This is a genomic window from Sphingobacterium sp. UBA5670, from assembly GCF_002420705.1.
In the GTDB taxonomy this organism is placed as follows: Bacteria; Bacteroidota; Bacteroidia; order Sphingobacteriales; family Sphingobacteriaceae; genus Sphingobacterium.
The window spans coordinates 152,099-170,636 of record NZ_DIIM01000001.1 but is presented as its reverse complement, the minus strand read 5'-3'; the positions used below and the strand labels follow the sequence as shown (position 1 = coordinate 170,636).

At 43.6% G+C, this 18,538-nt stretch carries 11 protein-coding genes and 1 riboswitch; of the genes, 9 read left to right on the top strand and 2 right to left on the bottom strand.

The window, feature by feature from the left end; all coding sequences use genetic code 11:
* Positions 1-25: 25 nt before the first annotated feature.
* The 5 genes from B3C94_RS00665 to B3C94_RS00645 all read left to right on the top strand — a co-directional run bounded on the left by B3C94_RS00665 (position 26) and on the right by B3C94_RS00645 (position 11,434).
* Positions 26-2,254 (top strand): glycoside hydrolase family 95 protein, encoded by a 2,229-nt coding sequence (locus B3C94_RS00665; RefSeq protein ID WP_293897447.1) that lies wholly within the window; start codon positions 26-28, stop codon positions 2,252-2,254.
* A 14-nt stretch (positions 2,255-2,268) separates the two neighbouring features.
* On the top strand, positions 2,269-4,467 hold the full coding sequence (locus tag B3C94_RS00660; RefSeq protein WP_293897445.1) for an alpha-galactosidase: 2,199 nt from the start codon (positions 2,269-2,271) through the stop codon (positions 4,465-4,467).
* Positions 4,468-4,557: 90 nt separating this feature from the next.
* On the top strand, positions 4,558-6,543 hold the full coding sequence (locus B3C94_RS00655) for a sialate O-acetylesterase (protein WP_293897443.1): 1,986 nt from the start codon (positions 4,558-4,560) through the stop codon (positions 6,541-6,543).
* Positions 6,544-6,721: 178 nt separating this feature from the next.
* Positions 6,722-9,913, top strand: coding sequence for a SusC/RagA family TonB-linked outer membrane protein (locus tag B3C94_RS00650; RefSeq protein ID WP_293897441.1), 3,192 nt, complete (start codon positions 6,722-6,724; stop codon positions 9,911-9,913).
* Positions 9,914-9,916: 3 nt separating this feature from the next.
* Positions 9,917-11,434: a RagB/SusD family nutrient uptake outer membrane protein gene (locus B3C94_RS00645; protein WP_293897439.1), complete on the top strand. Its 1,518-nt coding sequence runs from the start codon at positions 9,917-9,919 to the stop codon at positions 11,432-11,434.
* Positions 11,435-11,532: 98 nt separating this feature from the next.
* On the opposite strand, the gene B3C94_RS00640 is transcribed toward B3C94_RS00645, so the two are convergent.
* Complete coding sequence (locus B3C94_RS00640; RefSeq protein ID WP_293897437.1) at positions 11,533-11,796, bottom strand: 5-oxoprolinase; 264 nt, start codon at positions 11,794-11,796, stop codon at positions 11,533-11,535.
* Positions 11,797-11,862: 66 nt separating this feature from the next.
* Positions 11,863-11,956: riboswitch (SAM-I-IV-variant riboswitch) on the bottom strand.
* Between the two features lie 209 nt (positions 11,957-12,165).
* On the opposite strand from B3C94_RS00640, the gene B3C94_RS00635 reads away from it, so the two are divergent.
* The 4 genes from B3C94_RS00635 to B3C94_RS00620 all read left to right on the top strand — a co-directional run bounded on the left by B3C94_RS00635 (position 12,166) and on the right by B3C94_RS00620 (position 17,132).
* A complete protein-coding gene (locus B3C94_RS00635) occupies positions 12,166-12,936 on the top strand; it encodes a DUF3050 domain-containing protein (protein ID WP_293897435.1) in 771 nt (256 codons plus the stop codon).
* Between the two features lie 238 nt (positions 12,937-13,174).
* On the top strand, positions 13,175-14,494 hold the full coding sequence (locus tag B3C94_RS00630) for a TolC family protein (protein WP_293897433.1): 1,320 nt from the start codon (positions 13,175-13,177) through the stop codon (positions 14,492-14,494).
* Entirely contained in the window at positions 14,494-15,555 is a 1,062-nt protein-coding gene (locus B3C94_RS00625) for an HlyD family secretion protein (protein ID WP_293897431.1), read from the top strand. The genes B3C94_RS00630 and B3C94_RS00625 overlap by 1 nt, the downstream gene beginning before the upstream one ends.
* A complete protein-coding gene (locus B3C94_RS00620) occupies positions 15,555-17,132 on the top strand; it encodes a hypothetical protein (protein ID WP_293897429.1) in 1,578 nt (525 codons plus the stop codon). The genes B3C94_RS00625 and B3C94_RS00620 overlap by 1 nt, the downstream gene beginning before the upstream one ends.
* Here B3C94_RS00620 and B3C94_RS00615 read toward each other — a convergent pair.
* Entirely contained in the window at positions 17,129-18,481 is a 1,353-nt protein-coding gene (locus tag B3C94_RS00615; protein ID WP_293897427.1) for a TolC family protein, read from the bottom strand. The two genes, B3C94_RS00620 and B3C94_RS00615, sit on opposite strands and share 4 nt — an antisense overlap.
* Between the last annotated feature and the right edge of the window lie 57 nt (positions 18,482-18,538).

Genomic DNA, 18,538 nt, shown 5'->3' with positions numbered 1-18,538 from the left:
AACCGCTATGTTGATGCACACAAAAATGAAATACGTTCTCTTAACACTCTTGATTATTTGTTTTGGTTCCGCCTATGCCCAGCGTTATTATCTCTGGGATGATCGACCTGCCAAAGATTGGATGACCGAGGCTTATCCGATCGGAAATGGACGAATAGGAGCCATGATCTTTGGCGATGTACAGCAAGAACATATTCAATTTAATGAAAATAGCCTATGGACAGGTGATGAACAGGAAACTGGTGCTTACCAAGCCTTCGGCGATCTGTTTGTTCAGTTCGATCAGCAAAAGAATCAATCATTTTCATCTTACAGCCGCAAATTAAATTTAGATAAAGGGCTTCACGAGATCGATTTTCAGCAAAATGGGCAGGCACTAAAGCGCCGCTATTTTGCCAGTCAGCCCGATCAGGTTATGGTATTTGAGTATACAAACAGTAAAAAAGGGAAACTCAATGCCCAGATTGCACTTCAGGATGCACATGGGCAGGCGGTGCAGGCAGAAGATGGTCACCTGTGGTTTCAGGGAACGCTCGACAATGGTATGCGGTATGCCGCACAGGTACGCGTGCAGGTCGTCGGTGGTTCACTTTCCAAAACGACAGATAAAAAAGGACAGGCTGTGCTTACCGTAAAATCTGCCGATCGGATTGTTCTGCTGCTGAGTGCCGCAACAGATTACGCCAATACACGGGCGACCAAATGGAAGTCGGCCGAAGAACCGATGAAGGTCAATGAACGTTATCTGCAGCAAGCGGAAAAATATGGCGTAAATAAGCTCCTGGCACGGCACGTTGCAGATTATACAGCGCTGTTCAACCGCGTTGAGCTTGATCTCGACCATAGCCAGCTGGACGCCAAGCAAACAACAAAAGCGCTGTTGGAAGCGTATAAAAAACAGCCGATCCCGGCTTTGGAAGCATTGGCATACCAATATGGACGTTATCTGCTGATCACTTCCTCACGGAAAGGCGGTTTGCCTGCAAATCTACAGGGACTCTGGAACAACAGTAACAATCCTCCTTGGCGCTCAGATTACCATTCCAATATTAATGTACAGATGAACTATTGGCCTGCAGAAGTCGCTAATCTGCATGAATCGGCCTGGCCTTATCTCGATTATATCAACAGCATGCGCGCGGTAAAGAAAATAAATACACAAAAGGAATTTCCCGGCGTGAGGGGCTGGACCGTCAAGACCGAAAATAATATCTTCGGTGGGGAGAGCTTCCTTTGGAATACCCCGGGAAGTGCCTGGTATGCACAGGCGCTCTGGGAGCATTATGCCTTTAACAAGGACGATAAATACCTACGCGAATTTGCGTATCCGATTTTAAAAGAAATAAGTGAGTTTTGGGATGATCGTCTGGTTCGAAGAGCAGACGGAACTGTGGTGGCGCCAAAGGGCTGGTCGCCCGAACATGGCCCGACAGAGGATGCCGTAAGCTATGACCATCAGATTATTTACGATCTTTTTAGCAACTACATCCAGGCGAGCACAATTCTGAAGTTGGACGACAATTACCGTAAGCATATCACGACACTTCGCGATGCGCTGCTCAAACCCAAGATCGGTAAATGGGGACAGCTGCAGGAGTGGGAAACGGATCGTGATGATCCACAGGACAAGCACCGCCATGTCTCGCATCTGTTTGGTCTGTACCCCGGTAACCAATTCTCTGTTTTAAAGACACCGGAACTGGCCAGAGCTGCACGAGTTACCCTCACCGCCCGTGGCGACGAATCTACAGGTTGGTCCATGGCTTGGAAGGTTGCCTTCTGGGCCCGGCTCCAGGATGGAAACCATGCCTACAAAATCCTGAATAATTTTATCAATCTTGTGGGCGGGGACGGTATAGACTATAATAACGGTGGTGGTGTATACGCAAATCTTTTATGTGCACATCCGCCGTTTCAGATTGATGGAAACTTGGGTTATGTTGCCGCATTGAGCGAAATGCTGCTGCAGTCCCAAACCGACATATTGGAATTGCTGCCTGCATTGCCAGACAACTGGAGCGATGGTCGTGTGAAAGGATTAAAAGCACGCGGAAATATCCTTATCGCAGAAATGAAGTGGAAAAATAAACAAATTGAGCAGCTTCAGCTCTCTTCTCCGCTGGAACAGACGATAGAGCTACTGAGCCCAAATGTATTGTCCGGCTTGGATATTAAACAGGAGATCAATGGAAAGTACCTCTATCAACTCCGATTAAAAGCAAATAAAATAATCAAGATCGTTAAGAAACCCTAAATCTATTTATTATTATGCCAACTCATCATTTTAAACATGTTGTACTCGGACTGTTGATGGCTCAGGGCCTTGTCCATTTAGATGCTCAGGCGCAGTCTCAGCAAATTCCCATTGAAACCAGATCAAATGCGCTAGTGTTGGAATATGATTCCACAAAGACACTTAAGATGCTTTACTATGGCGAAAAGCTGAACGATGCAAAAGAATACAATGCCCTTACAAGTGGATACAAGCAATTGACAGACTATAGCGGATTGTCCAATGCGGCCTATACAGCATCGGGATCAAAAAACCTGCTCGAGCCGGCTATCAGCATTGTGCATGGCGACGGCAATAGGTCATTGGATCTGCGCTACGAAAAGCATGAACTTAAAAATCTAGATGGAAATGTCAAGCAGCTGGATGTCACATTAAAGGATCCTGTGTATGCTATTACTGTCGTACTGCACTATAAATCTTTTTCGAATGAAGATATCATTGAACAGTGGGCAACCATCCAAAATAAAGAAAAGAAAGAGGTTACGGTAGAGAAATTTGCTTCTGCCAATTTAACCCTTCGCTCCAGTTCTTATTGGCTGCGTCAATATCATGGCGATTGGGCCAAAGAGATGCAGGTGGAGGAAACACCGTTGACACACGGCATAAAAGTTCTGGATAGCAAACTCGGAACACGGGCGAATTTATTTCAGCCGCCCTCTTTTATGGTGTCTTTGGGGAAAGCAGCATCGGAGGATGAAGGTACGGTATTGATGGCGAGTCTGGGCTATAGCGGAAATTTTAAGATTGATTTTGAGGTAGATTATTTGAATAACCTGCGTATCATAGCTGGAATTAATAATTATGCTTCGCACGTAAAATTAGCCAGCAATCAGGAGTTTACGACCCCCAAGCTGATTTATACACTATCGACCAAGGGAAAGGGGACAGCTTCCCGTAATTTACATAATTGGGCGCGACGGTATCAGTTGCTCGATGGCAATGGCGACCGTTTGACTCTGCTCAATAACTGGGAGGCAACGTATTTTGATTTTAACGAACAAAAGCTGAAAGGGCTGCTGCAGGATACCAAAAAACTCGGAGTTGACCTTTTTTTATTGGATGATGGCTGGTTTGGCAACAAGTATCCACGCAACAGTGACCATTCAAGTCTGGGCGACTGGGAGCCTAACCGCAAGAAATTACCCAATGGTATTGCAACACTTGTTGAAGAAGCAACGAAACAAGGGGTGAAATTTGGTATTTGGGTGGAACCAGAAATGGTAAGTCCCAAATCTGAGCTCTATGAGAAGCATCCCGATTGGGTCGTCAAACAGCCGCAGCGAGCAGAACACTACTTTCGAAATCAGCTGATCCTGGATCTGACAAATCCTAAAGTACAGGATTTTGTTGTCAATATATTGGATGAACTCTTTACCAAAAATCCAGCATTGGCTTATATTAAGTGGGATTGTAATGCGGTTATCTACAATGCCCATTCGGCATTTTTAAAGGATCAGGGGGCATTCTATATCTCTTATGTGGAGGGACTGTATAAGGTCCTTGAACGCATACGTTCGAAATATCCGAAAGTGCCGATGATGTTATGTTCAGGCGGAGGTGGCCGTGTGGACTATGCGGCACTTCGGTATTTTACGGAATTTTGGCCATCCGATAATACTGATCCATTGGAACGCATATTTATGCAATATGAATATTCCTATTTCTTTCCGGCGATAAGTACGGCAAACCACGTGACGGACTGGGGTAAACAATCGCTCAAATTCCGGACCGACGTGGCTATGATGGGCAAGCTGGGATTTGATATTGTTGTGAGTCATCTGAAAGAACAGGATTTGCTGTTCGGCCAGCAAGCGGTGAAAAATTATGATGCGATCAAGGGCACGATCTGGCATGGTGACCAGTACCGTCTGGCTGATCCGAGAGAAGGAGATTTTGCCGCAGTAAGTTATGTCAATGACCAAAAGACTGAAGCGATAGTTTTTAATTATCTCATCAATAATCGCTATGGTGCCGGAACAACCGACCCTATGCGGCTGAAGGGGCTTGATCCTCAGAAAAAATATCAGGTAGAGGAGATAAACATATATCCGGGTAGCAAATCGAGCTTAAATCAAGGGCAGGTCTATTCGGGCGATTATTTGATGAAAATAGGGCTAAATCCAGATTTGAATAGCAACCGCCCGAGTGTCATTCTTAAAATTAGTGCCTTTTAGCAGTCTAAAATTCCAATCCTAGCTCTTGGATTCCTTGAGCTAGGATTGCAGACAACACATAAACCAAATGGGCAAGAGCCCCAAAAAATTATGATGATAAAATCTAAACAGTGTAAACGAATCTTATTGGCCCTGCTGCTTGGGGTGGTTGGGGGCCAATCGATTGTCCAAGCCAAAGTGCAGTTACCCGCTTTTATTGGAGACAATATGGTTCTTCAGCAAAAAGAAAAGGTGAAGATATGGGGAACCAGCACCGCTCTGGCTAAAGAGCTACAGCTGACCGTCAGCTGGAATAAGAAACAATATCAGACCAAGGTCGATCAAAATGGAAAATGGGAGCTGTCTATTGAAACACCGCATTATGGCGGTCCTTATCAAATGACAATCAACGACGGTGATCAATTGACCCTCAATAATATTCTTATCGGCGAAGTATGGTTTTGCTCGGGGCAGTCCAATATGGAAATGCCTTTGGCGGGCTGGGGAAAGATCAATAACTTTCAGGAAGAAATAAATGCCGCTAATTACCCCAATATTCGTTTGCTGCAAATTCCAAAGGCGACAGCCAATATGCCTACTGAAGAGGTGAAGGTAGAATCGGGGGGCTGGAATTCCGTAACACCGGCGCACATTGCGGAATTTTCGGCTACGGCTTATTTTTTTGCACGTGAACTCTACGAGAAAACCGGGATTCCAATCGGTTTGATCCATTCCTCCTGGGGCGGAACGATTATAGAAGCCTGGATGAGCAGGCAGGCACTAGCCCCTTTTTCCATATATACAAATATTATCGAGAAAATTCAGCGCCCCGATGCCCAGCAAATCTATAATCGCGAAATTGCGGAATGGAATGATATGGCCGACAAGCAGGATCAGGTGAAGATTGAAAACAAGGGCGAATGGTATGCGACCAAGGTGGACAAAAGCGCCTGGAGCAATATTGTAATTCCCAGTTTTTTTGACCAGAACTTATTTCCTAGAATGGATGGCGTAGTCTATTTTGGTAAAGATGTCAATCTTCCGGCGCATTGGCTTGGAAAACCGATCAAGCTGATTTTGGGTGCTATTGACGATAATGACATCACGTATGTCAACGGTGATAAAGTAGGGGAGACGAATGGTTATGATCAGATCCGAAATTATACCATACCGGCAGCGACAAATGATCAAACTGTACTCCGTATTGCGGTGCGGGTATTTGACGGTGCAGGAGACGGTGGAATATATGGCGGTAAAGAACAGCCCCGACTGGAAGGTCCCAATGGCGAGGTGATTTCATTGGCCGGAGACTGGAAGTGCAAAATAGGGTATGATTTAGGGAAGCTGCCAGTCAAACCTAATCTCATGGAAGGCCCCAATAGACCGACCGTATTGTATAATGCGATGGTGCAGCCATTTGTTGATTTTAAAATAAAGGGAGCGATCTGGTATCAGGGCGAGAGTAATGCGGATTCAAAAGACGCGCCTTATATCGACTTACTGCCGGCCTTGATTAAGGATTGGAGACAGCAATGGCGTAATGACAGGATGCCCTTTTATTTTGTTCAGCTGGCCAATTTCAAAGAGAAACAGCCGACAGCGCAGCCTTCGTCATGGGCGATGTTGCGGGAGGCACAGCGTCAGACATTGCGGTTGCCCAACACGGGAATGGCCGTTATTGCCGATATCGGCGACAGCAAAGATATACATCCTAAAAATAAGCAAGATGTCGGAAAGCGCTTAGCTTGGATAGCAGCCCATGACTTGTATGGACAGAAAAATTCCTTTAGCGGTCCTCAGCTAGACCGTTGGGTAATTAAGGGAAAAGAAGCCCAGCTCAGCTTTAAGCCCATGGGAAAGGAGCTCGTCCTGAAAACTTCCGATCGTAAGATTGGTGGATTTACCATTGCGGGCAGCGATCAACATTTTTATCCAGCTCAGGCGCGCAAAGAAGGAAATAAAATTATCCTATCGGCCAAAGAGGTGGACCGGCCCGTCGCCGTGCGCTACGGATGGGCTGACAATCCTGATCTGGTGCTCTATAACGATGCCGCATTGCCTGCCTCTCCGTTCCGTACCGATCAGTGGGATAAATAATCGATGTAAATCATCCTGCTGATGAAAAATAATTAGATAGCCTATCGAACAAGTAAGAAGTAATTAGAAAATATCACGTCTAAACGAATTATGATTATGCAATTTTTTGCATGATGAGGGATCTTTTTGTCCCTAAAATATCAATCAAGAAATATTTTATAAATAACTACAGTAAACAATGAAAACAAAAAAGACAAGACAATGGCCCGAAAAACGGGTGCCATTTGTTCCAGAGGTCAGTATGATGGCACTTTGTCTTTCGATTGCGATACCGGCTGCGGTGTCTGCAAAATCGTTATGGACAACAGCTGGTCGATCATTGGAGAGTTTACCGCATGGTGCATATAATGAATTGGGGACGCTCCAGCGTGCTGTGAAAGGAAAGGTAAGGGATACTGATGGGAAACCGCTAGAAGGGGTTACGGTAAGAGTTAAAAATTCCGCTGCAGAAACAAGAACAAATGGATTGGGCGATTATGAGTTCAAGTCCGTCGATGTCGGAACTGTACTCATATTTTCATCTGTGGGTTTTGAAACCAGGGAAATCGTTTTCAATGGTAACGACCAACAATTGAATGTTGTACTCAATAACTCGTCTTCAAGTTTGGAGGAAGTCGTTGTGGTCGGTTACGGTACACAAAAGAAAGTAAATCTAACCGGTGCGGTAGCGACGGTTAGTGGTAAAGATATGGTTAAACGGCCGGTAGTAAATCCGGCAGCTATGCTGCAAGGGGCAATCCCAGGGGTTCAAGTCAATCAGGGGTCGGGTGAACCCGGCAATGAAGGCGTATCTATCCGTATTCGGGGTAAGGGCACTTTTAGTGGTGCCGGATCGGACCCATTGGTGCTGATCGACGGCGTTCAAGGTAAATTTTCGGATGTCAACCCCAACGACATCGAAAATGTGAGTGTGCTTAAGGATGCCGCGTCTGCAGCAATTTATGGGTCACGTGCAGCAAATGGTGTGATTTTAATCACCACAAAACAAGGGAAATCGGGCAAGACAACGGTGCAGTATGACGGTAACGTGGGAATCTACAAACCGACAAAAATGTTCGACCTGATCACCAATTCCGCACAGTACATGGAACTCTATAATGAAGCGCGAAAGAATTCAAATCTTAACGACGGCCTATATCCTACCGATATCATTGATACCTATAGAAATAGTAGCGATCGAATAAAATACCCAAATACGGACTGGTTGGGGCTTATATTTCAGACAAAACCAACGTATAATCACAATTTAGGAATTCAGGGCGGGAACGAAAGGACGACATTTAATATCGGACTCGGGTACGTGAACCAGAATGGCATGATCAAAGGTTTTAATTATGATCGTTATTCGGCGCGTGTCAACTTGACGACCAAGGTAACAGAAGGGATAAAGTTTGGAACAAATATCTTGCTCAAAACCGGTCATACCGAATCTATTCCCGGCGGATCCAAAGACTTATTCCTGTCGGCAATGTCACAGGCGCCAACCTATGGGCCATTTTTACCGGATGGAAGTGGGCGGTATACCTACAAAGCTTACGATTGGGAATACAATAATAAAAACCCAATGGCCGTATTGGATCGGAAATTTACGTACAATACCGACGATTATGCGGCTAATTTACAGGCCTGGATGGAGGTTCAGCTGTTTAAAGGTCTCTCGTGGTATACCAAAGGTGCTTATAATTTCAATATGGACAAGTACAAGGATTATAAATCGACCTTGGATGAATATTACTACCATTCAGGGACGCTTGGAACAGTGTTGGATCTTGGTAAAGGACTCACAGATCAAGATCAGCAAACAATCTATACCAGTTTGTTTACCTATTTGAATTATGACCGCGCTTTTGGAGATCATCATTTAAAAGCTCAGGCAGGTTATAGCATTGAAAAAAGTAAGTATACCTACCTCCAGGGCTTTAGACAGAATTTTGTCGACGATACGCTAACAGAATTAAATGCAGGGGGATCGGATATTCAACGGGCAAACGGAACAGCCAACCAATGGGCACTGATCTCTTATTTCGGCCGATTGAACTATGATTACCAAGGGAAATACCTCTTGGAAGCCAATATGCGTTACGACGGTAGTTCCAAGTTTTACGGTAAAAATCGTTGGGCAGCGTTTCCTTCTTTCTCTGCCGGCTGGCGTGTATCTGAAGAATCCTTTGTCAAGGAATTCGCTTCCGGTTGGTTGGATAATTTGAAGATCCGTGGATCCTGGGGGCAATTAGGAAATCAGAATGTGGTCGATGTGAATGGTTATTCCTTAAATTATCCTTATCAGCCGGTTTTGGGTTTGACAGGCAATTATTCATTTGACAATAATACGCTTCAATCTGGTGTCGCTCAGCAGCGGCTAACCAATCCATTGATTAAATGGGAGACAACGACGATGACGGATGTCGGTATAGATTTGAGTTTATTTAAAAACCTAGATTTTACTTTTGACTGGTACAAAAAACGTACAACTGACATCCTGCGTCCTTCTCAAATTACAGCCATTGTCGGACTGGGAGCTCCCAATATCAATGACGGAATTGTTGAAAATAAAGGTGTTGAATTGGGGATCACTTATCACAACAAAATTACGGGCGGTGGATTGGACGGCTTACAATATCAGCTGGGAGCAAACTTTGACCGTTTCAAAAACAGGCTGGTGAAGTTTGGAGAACCCGAAATCGGCGGTTATACCATTAAGAAGAATGGTTATGCAATGGATAGTTTTTATACCTACGAGGTCATTGGCATATTCCAGTCTGATCAAGAAGTTGCTAGTTCGCCAAAACAGTTCAATGACAATACATTAGCCGGTGATCTTAAATATAGGGACGTCAATGGCGATGGAAAGATTGATGCAAATGACCGCACAATTATTGGTGGTGTTGATCCGAAATTGAATTATAGTTTTAATTTGAGTGCTAGTTTTAAGGGCTTTGATGTTTCAGCAATGCTGCAAGGAGTTTATGGCGTAAAATCTTATGTATCTGGATGGGGAGTCACGCCTTTTGTGCAGGGCAGTCCGCCAACCAAGGATTGGCTGGACCGCTGGACTCCTGAAAATCCATCGACAACAATGCCTCGCATTTACTGGGGATGGAGTGCACCCGAAAAATTTAGCCGTGCATCCAGTTACTTCTTGCAAAATGCCTCTTACTTTAGGTTGAAAAATTTTGTACTGGGGTATACCTTACCTGAGGGCCTATTGAAAAAATACAAAATTGACCGATTGCGCATCTATTTTTCAGGAGACAATCTCTTGACGTCAACCAAATTCAAAGGACTTGACCCTGAACGTTATGGAAGCGGAGATTTGGTGCAATATCCGCAAAACAAAATCTATTCATTCGGCCTACAAGTTAATTTTTAATGTATGAAAAAGAAATTTTTAACAGCTTTGGTTATTTCAAGCCTATCTTTTGGAGCTTGCAATAGTGCGTTGGACTTGAATCCATTGGATCAGATTGCCTCCGACAATTATTTTAGTAAAAAATCTGATTTTGAAAACGCACTAGCTGGCGTCTATGCTTCGTTACAAAGTGAAACTTTCTCCTATGGCATGCCTTTTAGGGACTGTCTGACTGATAATGGTTATAATCAGTTCAATTCGGGAAGTGTGAATGAAATCGTTGGCGGCAATTTAAATCCGACGACTGGCGGATATGAAACGGGGATCTATAATGATGCTTACGTAGCAATAGGCAGAGCAAATCGTTTGATCGAGAAATTGCAGAGTTATGCGGGAGCCGACCTAAACGATGCGGAAAAGAAGAAAATGGAAGCTGAAGCTCGATTTATACGTGCCTTTGTTTATTTTCAATTATACAGTATCTATGGCGAAGTGCCGCTTGTATTGGTTTCATTGAATTTGGAGAATCAGCGCCAGCCTAAAGAAAGTGCCGAAAATATTTTGAAACAAATCAGGGCAGATCTCGATTTTGGGATCGCAAATTTAGAATCCAAACCTTATTTCAATAACGGCGGGCATGCAACTGCCAGTTCAGCAAAAGCTTTGAAAGCTCGCGTGCTTACGTTTGCTGCCTATGGAAACAATGGTGTGCCAGATTTGGCCATATTGAAAGAAGTGAAGGATTTGTGTGCAGAGGTCATGAAGGAATACACCTTGAGCACAAGTTTTGAAAATGTTTTCCGTGATGCTACGCAGAAGAATAATACGGAGATTATTTTTTCGGTCAATTTCCTTGCTCCCAATAATACAGCTCCTTGGGATATGTATTTGGGCGATTGGATTGCGGCTTCACCCTTACAGAATTTGGTGGATGCTTACGAATGTAAGGATGGATTGCCCTTTGGAGAGTCGCCGTATACTGATCTTGCAAATCCTTTTAAAGATCGAGATCCGCGGTTGAGTAAAACAATTTTTGTGGATCATCCCGATTTCGGCGGCGGCAAGATACATACGCCTTCTAACCCAAGGCCAACCGGATATGGTGTATTGAAGTTTCTTGATCCGGCCAACTTACCTTTTGGTTTTTCAACATTGAGCCAGCAAGACGCAGTTATACTTAGGCTGGGAGAAGTTCTGTTGATGTATGCTGAGGCACAGAATGAAATAGCCGGTCCAGATCCGTCTGTTTATGCTGCGATGAAAACATTACGTGATCGTGTTCAGATGCCTGCGTTTCCTGTCGGCTATACCAAGGAAAAAATGCGCGAGCGGATACGCCATGAAAGACGCGTGGAATTGGCGTTCGAAGGATTACGTCATTATGACTTAATCCGTTGGCATATTGCCGGCGAGGTGCTTAATAAGGTGAAAGATAGTAAGGTGCCTTATCATTTCGAAGACAAATTCTATCGCTGGCCATTGCCGCAGACTGAGATTGAGAAGAGCGCGGGGGTACTGGTGCAGAATCCGAACTATAAATAACAAGACTATTGCCTTCTTCTGATCGGCAATTTCCTAAACCAACAACAGCAGCGCGCACGAAATCCTTTCGATGCGCGCTATTTTTGCGGTGTTAACGATTACTGTAAAGGGATCAAAATATTCTGTTCCAAGCGTACAGGGACATACTTTACGGAGGTAAAGCCATCTTCCTTGGAAATGATGTTGGAAAGATCCAGTCCTCTTTTGGAGAACGTACTGATCAAAGCTGTTCTAAAGGTCGCTTTGGATGATCCCCATCCTTGTCCCAAAATGGTGTCGTTGTTGAGCTGTATCAGCTCATCGGTCGAATAATAACTGAATTTTTCCAGTAAATGCTGGTAAAGATTTGTTGTTGTAGCCATACAATTTAAAAATTTAAAGGATTAAACCATAAACTGTATCCAGATCTTTTTGGGAAAATAATCGTTCTTCAACGTTTATTTTGGTCGAAACCCGTATTAATTTACCACCGCGGTGACTCCACTCGGTTGGTATTGCATCATGCAATTCTGAATACTCTACAAATATAGTAGATTATTTTTTATTATAAAAAATATTTTTGTTTTTAAGGGGAAATGAGTGTAAACAACAGGAATAGCGAGAGCAAAAGTGGAGTGGTTGTTGTCTGTGTTTTGGTGATGAAGCGGATAGCTGGATGGGAAATTTATCATGGTACTGTAATCTCATTTAAAATACTTTAATTAATAAAGATAAGACGATACTTTTGCGGCATGAATAGAATTGCGGAAATTAATAAATACATTGCCGACGAACGCGAGGTATTATTGCAACATCCTTTATACCGTAAAATCACGACGATCAAAAATCTAAGGGCCTTTACGGAAGGCCACGTGTATGCGGTTTGGGATTTTATGTCGCTGTTAAAAGCATTGCAGATCAAATTAACTTGTACCACGCTGCCATGGTTTGCGAGTGAGCACCCTTCAACGCGTTATCTGATTAATGAAATTGTATTGGCTGAGGAGTCGGATGAATATATTGATGGCCGTCGTTTGAGTCATTTTGAGATGTATCTGGACGCCATGGACGCTATGGGCGCCGATCTTCATTTGATCAATAAGTTTATTGTTAATGCTAAAAATTCGAGCAGTATATTCGACGCGATAGCAATGACAACCCTCGATGCACGGATTAAGGACTTTTTGAACTTTACATTCGAAGTGATCGCTGAGGGTGCAGTGCATAAAATTGCTGCTGCCTTTACTTTCGGACGTGAGGATCTTATTCCGGGAATGTTTACATCGATTTTGGAGGAAATAAAAACAAATTTTCCAGCAGCAAATCTGGATAGCTTTATTTATTATTTCCAGCGTCATATTGATTTGGATGGTGACGAGCATGGACCTTTGGCGATGCAGATGATCACAGATCTTGCGAAGGATGATGAAGTTAAATGGACTGAAATGAAAGAGATCAGTAAAATTGCACTCCAAAAAAGAATCCAATTGTGGAATGCAATAGAAGACTCCCTATATAGATAATACGCGATACAGATAATATGCTGTTTTATCATCAGAAAAAGCCTCTCAAATTATAATTTGAGAGGCTTTTTTGTGCATTGTAAAAATAGGGTATTAGCGTTGCGGTGTGGCGGATTATAGTCTTTTTTCTGATATTGATGAAAAAATGTCTTTTTTCCATAACATATTGGCGTTTGTGAAGAAATCCAAGTTCTAATAAGTGTCTAAGTTTGCAACGCAAAAAAATAATAGAGCACACGTGAACTTTTTTCCTCCCTATTGGGCAAAAGGAATACTAACCATGGGGTTGTTGGTATTCACTATTTCGGACACCTTCGCCCTCGACTCTTTGCGTATGTCCCTGAAAGACATGATCGACAAAGCGCTACAGAACAGTAAATATATCGAGCAGTCTTATTTGCAGCTCAAAGAAAGTGAGGTGGCAGTACAGCAGCAACGCATGGAATTGCTGCCCAAGATTTCCGCCAGAGCTTCTGCTAGTTATGCAAGTAATATGCCTGTGTATGACCAGGGGATTTTAAATAAACCCGCTCAGCATGATATTATTCATTACTTGTACGATAGCGGCCTGGATTTTTATCTGAACCTTTACAATGGGCATCGGGATCTGATGAAAATTGAGTCCAAAAAATTGGAAAATGAGCTGGCTAGAATCGATTGGAAGAACGCCGCAGCGCAGACGAAATTGGAGGTTTGCAATCTTTTTTTGGATTTGGAACTGTCGTATAGTAACCGATCTTTAATCGAGCAGGATATTGCTGATCAACGGGTACAGCTTAAAGAGATTGAGCATCTGTATAAGGCGGGCGTGGTGTTACACAGTGACGTCTTGCGTATTTCGTTGGAGCTTTCGAAGCGGGAATTGTTGCTCGTGCAGATCGGTCATGATATTCAGGCTGCAAATCAGAAGCTGCAGCTTATTGGCGGTATTACAGCGGAGATTGTGCCTCTGCCCGAGCAGTTTCAAGTGGAAAGCCCCAGCTATGAAGCGCTTGTTGCCGAAGCGCGAAGCCATGCTTTTTCCCTCCTAAAATCCGAACAGGAAGTTGTTTTGAAGAAATTGTCAGTCAAACAGGCGCGATCAAATTATCTTCCTGAGTTGGGGTTGACCAGCACATTTACCTTTGCCAATCCACAGGTCTTCTTGTATCCCTATAATCCGGCTTGGTATAATCTGAGTATCACAGGACTCAAATTAAACATACCAATCTCGGCAATTTATCTCAATAAAAACGTGGTGCGCGGAGCACAGATCGCATTGGATCGAGAAGAGGTGAAACACCATCATGAAGAGGAAATTTTGAAAAATCAGCTGTTACAGGCTTTTCTGGATTATCAGTTAGCCGTCAAACAGGAAGAGGTCTGTCAGAACAATAAATCGCTGGCACAGGAAAATGCACGTATTATCAAGAACAGGTACTTCAAATCATCGGCTTTGATTACGGACCTTTTAGATGCGGATATGCAATACCTAAAAACACTTTTTGATCTTGAAACCGCACATATTGCGATACAGAAACACTATTATTTTATTGAATTTTTGAAGGGCACTATCTAATGAAACCTAAATCACGTAGATCAGTTGTGGAAGTACAGCTCACTCGAATCACCAATTGGTTGGCCGGAATTGTCTTGTTGGCATTGTTGCTATGGAGCGCTAAGACATTATGGATGCGCATGCGGTATACTTATACAAATGACGCACAAGTTACGCAGTATATCAATCCCATTGTTTCCCGTGTAGGAGGTTATGTGGTTTCCGTGCATTATCATGATCATCAATTGGTCAAACGAGGTGATACCCTGTTGCTTATTGATAATAAGGAGTATAAATATGAGGCGGATCAGGTGGTTGCATCCGTCAATAAGGAAGCTGCAGAGATCAATGTTCTTCATAGTCAAAAGGAAATTCTCCAGGCGGAACATGAATCTTTACGCACCTCAATTGCTGCCGGGGAGGCTCGGGTAACCAAGCAACAGTTGGAGTATGATCGATACAATTACCTGTTTCAAGAAAAGTCTGCAACGGCACAACAACTAGAGGATGTGAAAGCGACTTTGGATGTGTATAAGAGTGAGCTGGCTTCGTTAAAACATAAATTGCAGGCTTCACAGGAACGTGTGCATGATGTGGACGTAAAAAAAGGTGTGGTTGATGCCGAACGGGTTCGTCTGACTGCCGCTGCTGGCCGCAAGCGATTGGACGTCGGGTATACCGTTATCCGGGCCCCCTATGATGGACAGATTGGCAAACGCACGATTGAAAAAGGTCAAATGATAAGTGCTGGCGAAGTTTTGGGCTTTATCGTCAATAGAGAAACCCCCACCTGGGTAACGGCTAATTTTAAGGAAACACAACTGCGTTATTTGCATCTTGGCAATCGGGTAGAGGTGGTTGCTGATGCGTATCCGGATGAGAAATTTTATGGCAAAATCATTTCGGTCTCTCCGGCTACGGGATCTGCATTCTCGCTGTTGCCCCCGGATAATGCGACGGGCAACTTTGTCAAGATCGTGCAACGGGTACCTGTACGTATTGAGCTGGATAAGCAAGCGGGGGCAAACCAGCTTCTTTCGGGAATGAATGTGAATGTCTCGGTATCAAAAAAGCAGCAATAGTGAAAGGAATTTTTAAGGAATGGGTGCCCGAGTGGCTGATCAAATTGATCTCGTTCAGTAGCTTGATGCCGAGTATGGTCTTGTTTTTCCTGCCCGGAGCAAATACGAATGTTACCGCAGGATTCTACGGTGCTCAACCCAGCGATATCCAGTTTTTGATTATTCTATTCTATGCTGGTTTTGTGGGGTTCTACGTTTTGGAACGACGCTTTTTTTTATATTTCCCCATTAAGCAGTATTATATCCTCTTCAATCTGCTGCAGATTTTGAATTGCTTTTTGATGTATAGTATCACCGATATCAGCTGGCTGTATGGCCTACGTTTTTGTCAGGGGATGTTGTTTGCTTCGTCGGTAAACCTGTCGATCTCTATGATATTCTCCCGGTTGAAGAGTGATCGGGCCAAAGAAGTAAGTTATGCTGTCTTTTTTGGTATGTTACTGTGCAGCTCTCCGTTTAACACCTTCGTAACTGCTGAATTTATCGATTCATTTAATTTTGATCAGTTATATCTATACGCCGCTTTATCATTTGTACCAGGTTTATTGTTGATTATGCTATCGATGCGTTCCATACGGCATATACGTCCTTACCCCTTGTTTTCATTAGATTGGGCAAGCTGTATTTTCTATAGTCTTGTCATTGTCAGCTTCGGTTATTTAATGGTATATGGGCAGGAAGTGTATTGGTTTAACGATCAGCAGCTATTTAGCGTATTTGCGCTGGGGATGACGCTACTTATTCTCTTTATTATTCGGCAAATGGTGCTCAAACGGGTGTATATTCATTTGTCGGTTTTTAAAAACAAGAAATTTCTCTTGGGGCTGCTGATTTTGTATATGATGTACGTAGAACGATTCTCTTTGGCGATTTCAAATCAGTATTTAGTACAGGTTATTCAGCTTGATCCTATTCATTTGTCTTATATTCAGTGGTTTAATATTGGGGGGATTGTTGCCGGTGTACTGGGGTCGCTGTACTGGATGCTGTGGCAACGCCCGGTAAAGTGGATATGGATTTCGGGTTATTGCTGTTTGCTGTTATTTCATCAATGGATGTATTTTTCCTTTGAGGGCCAGGGAAATGATGCTCATTTTTGGCTTCCATTATTTGTTCATGGGCTAGGAGTAGGGCTGATCATGGTTCCTACCATATTATTTTGCATCACGAGTGTTACGCCGCAATTGGGCGCTTCAGCTGCTGCGGTCTGTCTTGCTATCCGGTACCTGGGCTACACGAGCAGTATTGGTTTACAGAATTTTTTTAGGTTGTTTGAACATGCCCAGCACCAACAGGTCTTTAGTGGTCAAACGGAAGTGGGGAATCCGCTGTTTCGGGAGTACCTGCAGCAGGAATCTACCAGCATCTTGCAGCATGGACTGCAGTACAAGGAACATACGGCGGCCTTAAAGCTCGTTACGGAGCGGGTCAAAGAGCAATCCTTTGTACGGTATGCGATGGATTATTATGAGGTCATGTCCATGATCAGTATCAGCATATTGCTGCTGATACTGATTTCACCTTCATTAAAAAGCATGTATAAAAGGCTGAGAAAAAACAGGATTTCGCCGGCCTAGATATCCTGAATATCCCATATTCCGGCTGTGCGTTGAAGTTCAACCAAAGCCACGGCGTAATTGTAGCGGGCTTCGTAATAGCTCAATTGGGTTTCGTTGTAGGTCCGCTGAGCATTTAAAACTTCTATTAGGGAGGTTTCTCCTCTTTTATAGCTGTAAACCTTTCCTTCCAAAATTGCTTTTGCTTCCAATAGCATAGCGCTGTCAAATAGCTGTGCTTGTTTTTGAGCAGCCTGATAGGTGAAGAAGGCTTGTGTCACCTCTATCTGAATACGCAAAAGGACTTCCTGATAAGCAGTTTCGTCCTGATCGATCTTAAACTTGGCCGCCTTGAGATCACTCGTTTTCAGATTCGAGAATTTGAGTGGTATGGACAGGCCTGCATTTATTGCTGTAAATTGCGGTGTTGGTGCAGTTTCGTTTCTCGCTTCCCCATTGTAGGTGAAACCCAATGAAATACCGAGATCGATTACTCTATTTGCTCGGGCCAATTGGAGCAGGCGCTGTGAAAGTTGCTTATTCTGTACGGCAACTTTCAAATCGCTACGATCATTTTGTGCGATCCTGATCAGTTCATTTAAGCGGTATTCCCGGTCTAATTGAACAAAAGGATCTTGGGGCGTCTTTATACCCGTAGCTGTTTGTTCCCCCATAAATACAGCCAGGTTTACAGCCGAAGCCTTCCAGGTTGCTTCTGTTGCCAGGAGGGTATTGCGCATATTGGCAGCTTCCAGTTTAGATTGACGGAAATCGATCTCAGGAATGCTTCCCAATTGATAGCGAATACTATCTGATACCACCAACTGCCTGAGTTGCTGGTAAGAGTTTTGGTATGTTTTTACCAGTAGCAATTGTTGTTTTGCCATCAGAAATGCAAGCGTAGCGTCGGCGCGTAAATTCCTAAAATAGTCTTCAAGCAATAGACGGGTTGCTTCTGCTTCATCGCTAGCCAGGTTTATTCTAGCTTTTCGTTTAGATCCCAGCTCCAATGTCCATGCAAGTCCGGTATTATAGCCGCGGCCAAGTTGTTTTGTCCGTTCACTGTTATCAAACAAGCCTACGCTAAATTCGGGATCAGGGAATACCCGGGCGCTGATGAGATTGGCCTCTGCGATATTGAGGTTGAATTTTTCAGCTGCATAACCCAGGTTCTGTTGACCAACAGCCGTTATAAATGTTGAATAATCAAGTTTCTGGGCTGTACTTAAACTGTCTCTATCCTGTGCGATCGCAGTAGGAGACAAAGTGAGTATGAAAAGAAAAAGCGTCAGGCGTTTCTTTGTTGAAATATGCTGTTTGTTCATATGCTGTTTGTTCATATGCTGTTTGTTCATATGCTGTTTGTTCATGATCATCTATTTTCTGAATGGTCAGTTTTTGAAACAAGCGTGTTCAGAGGTCGTTCA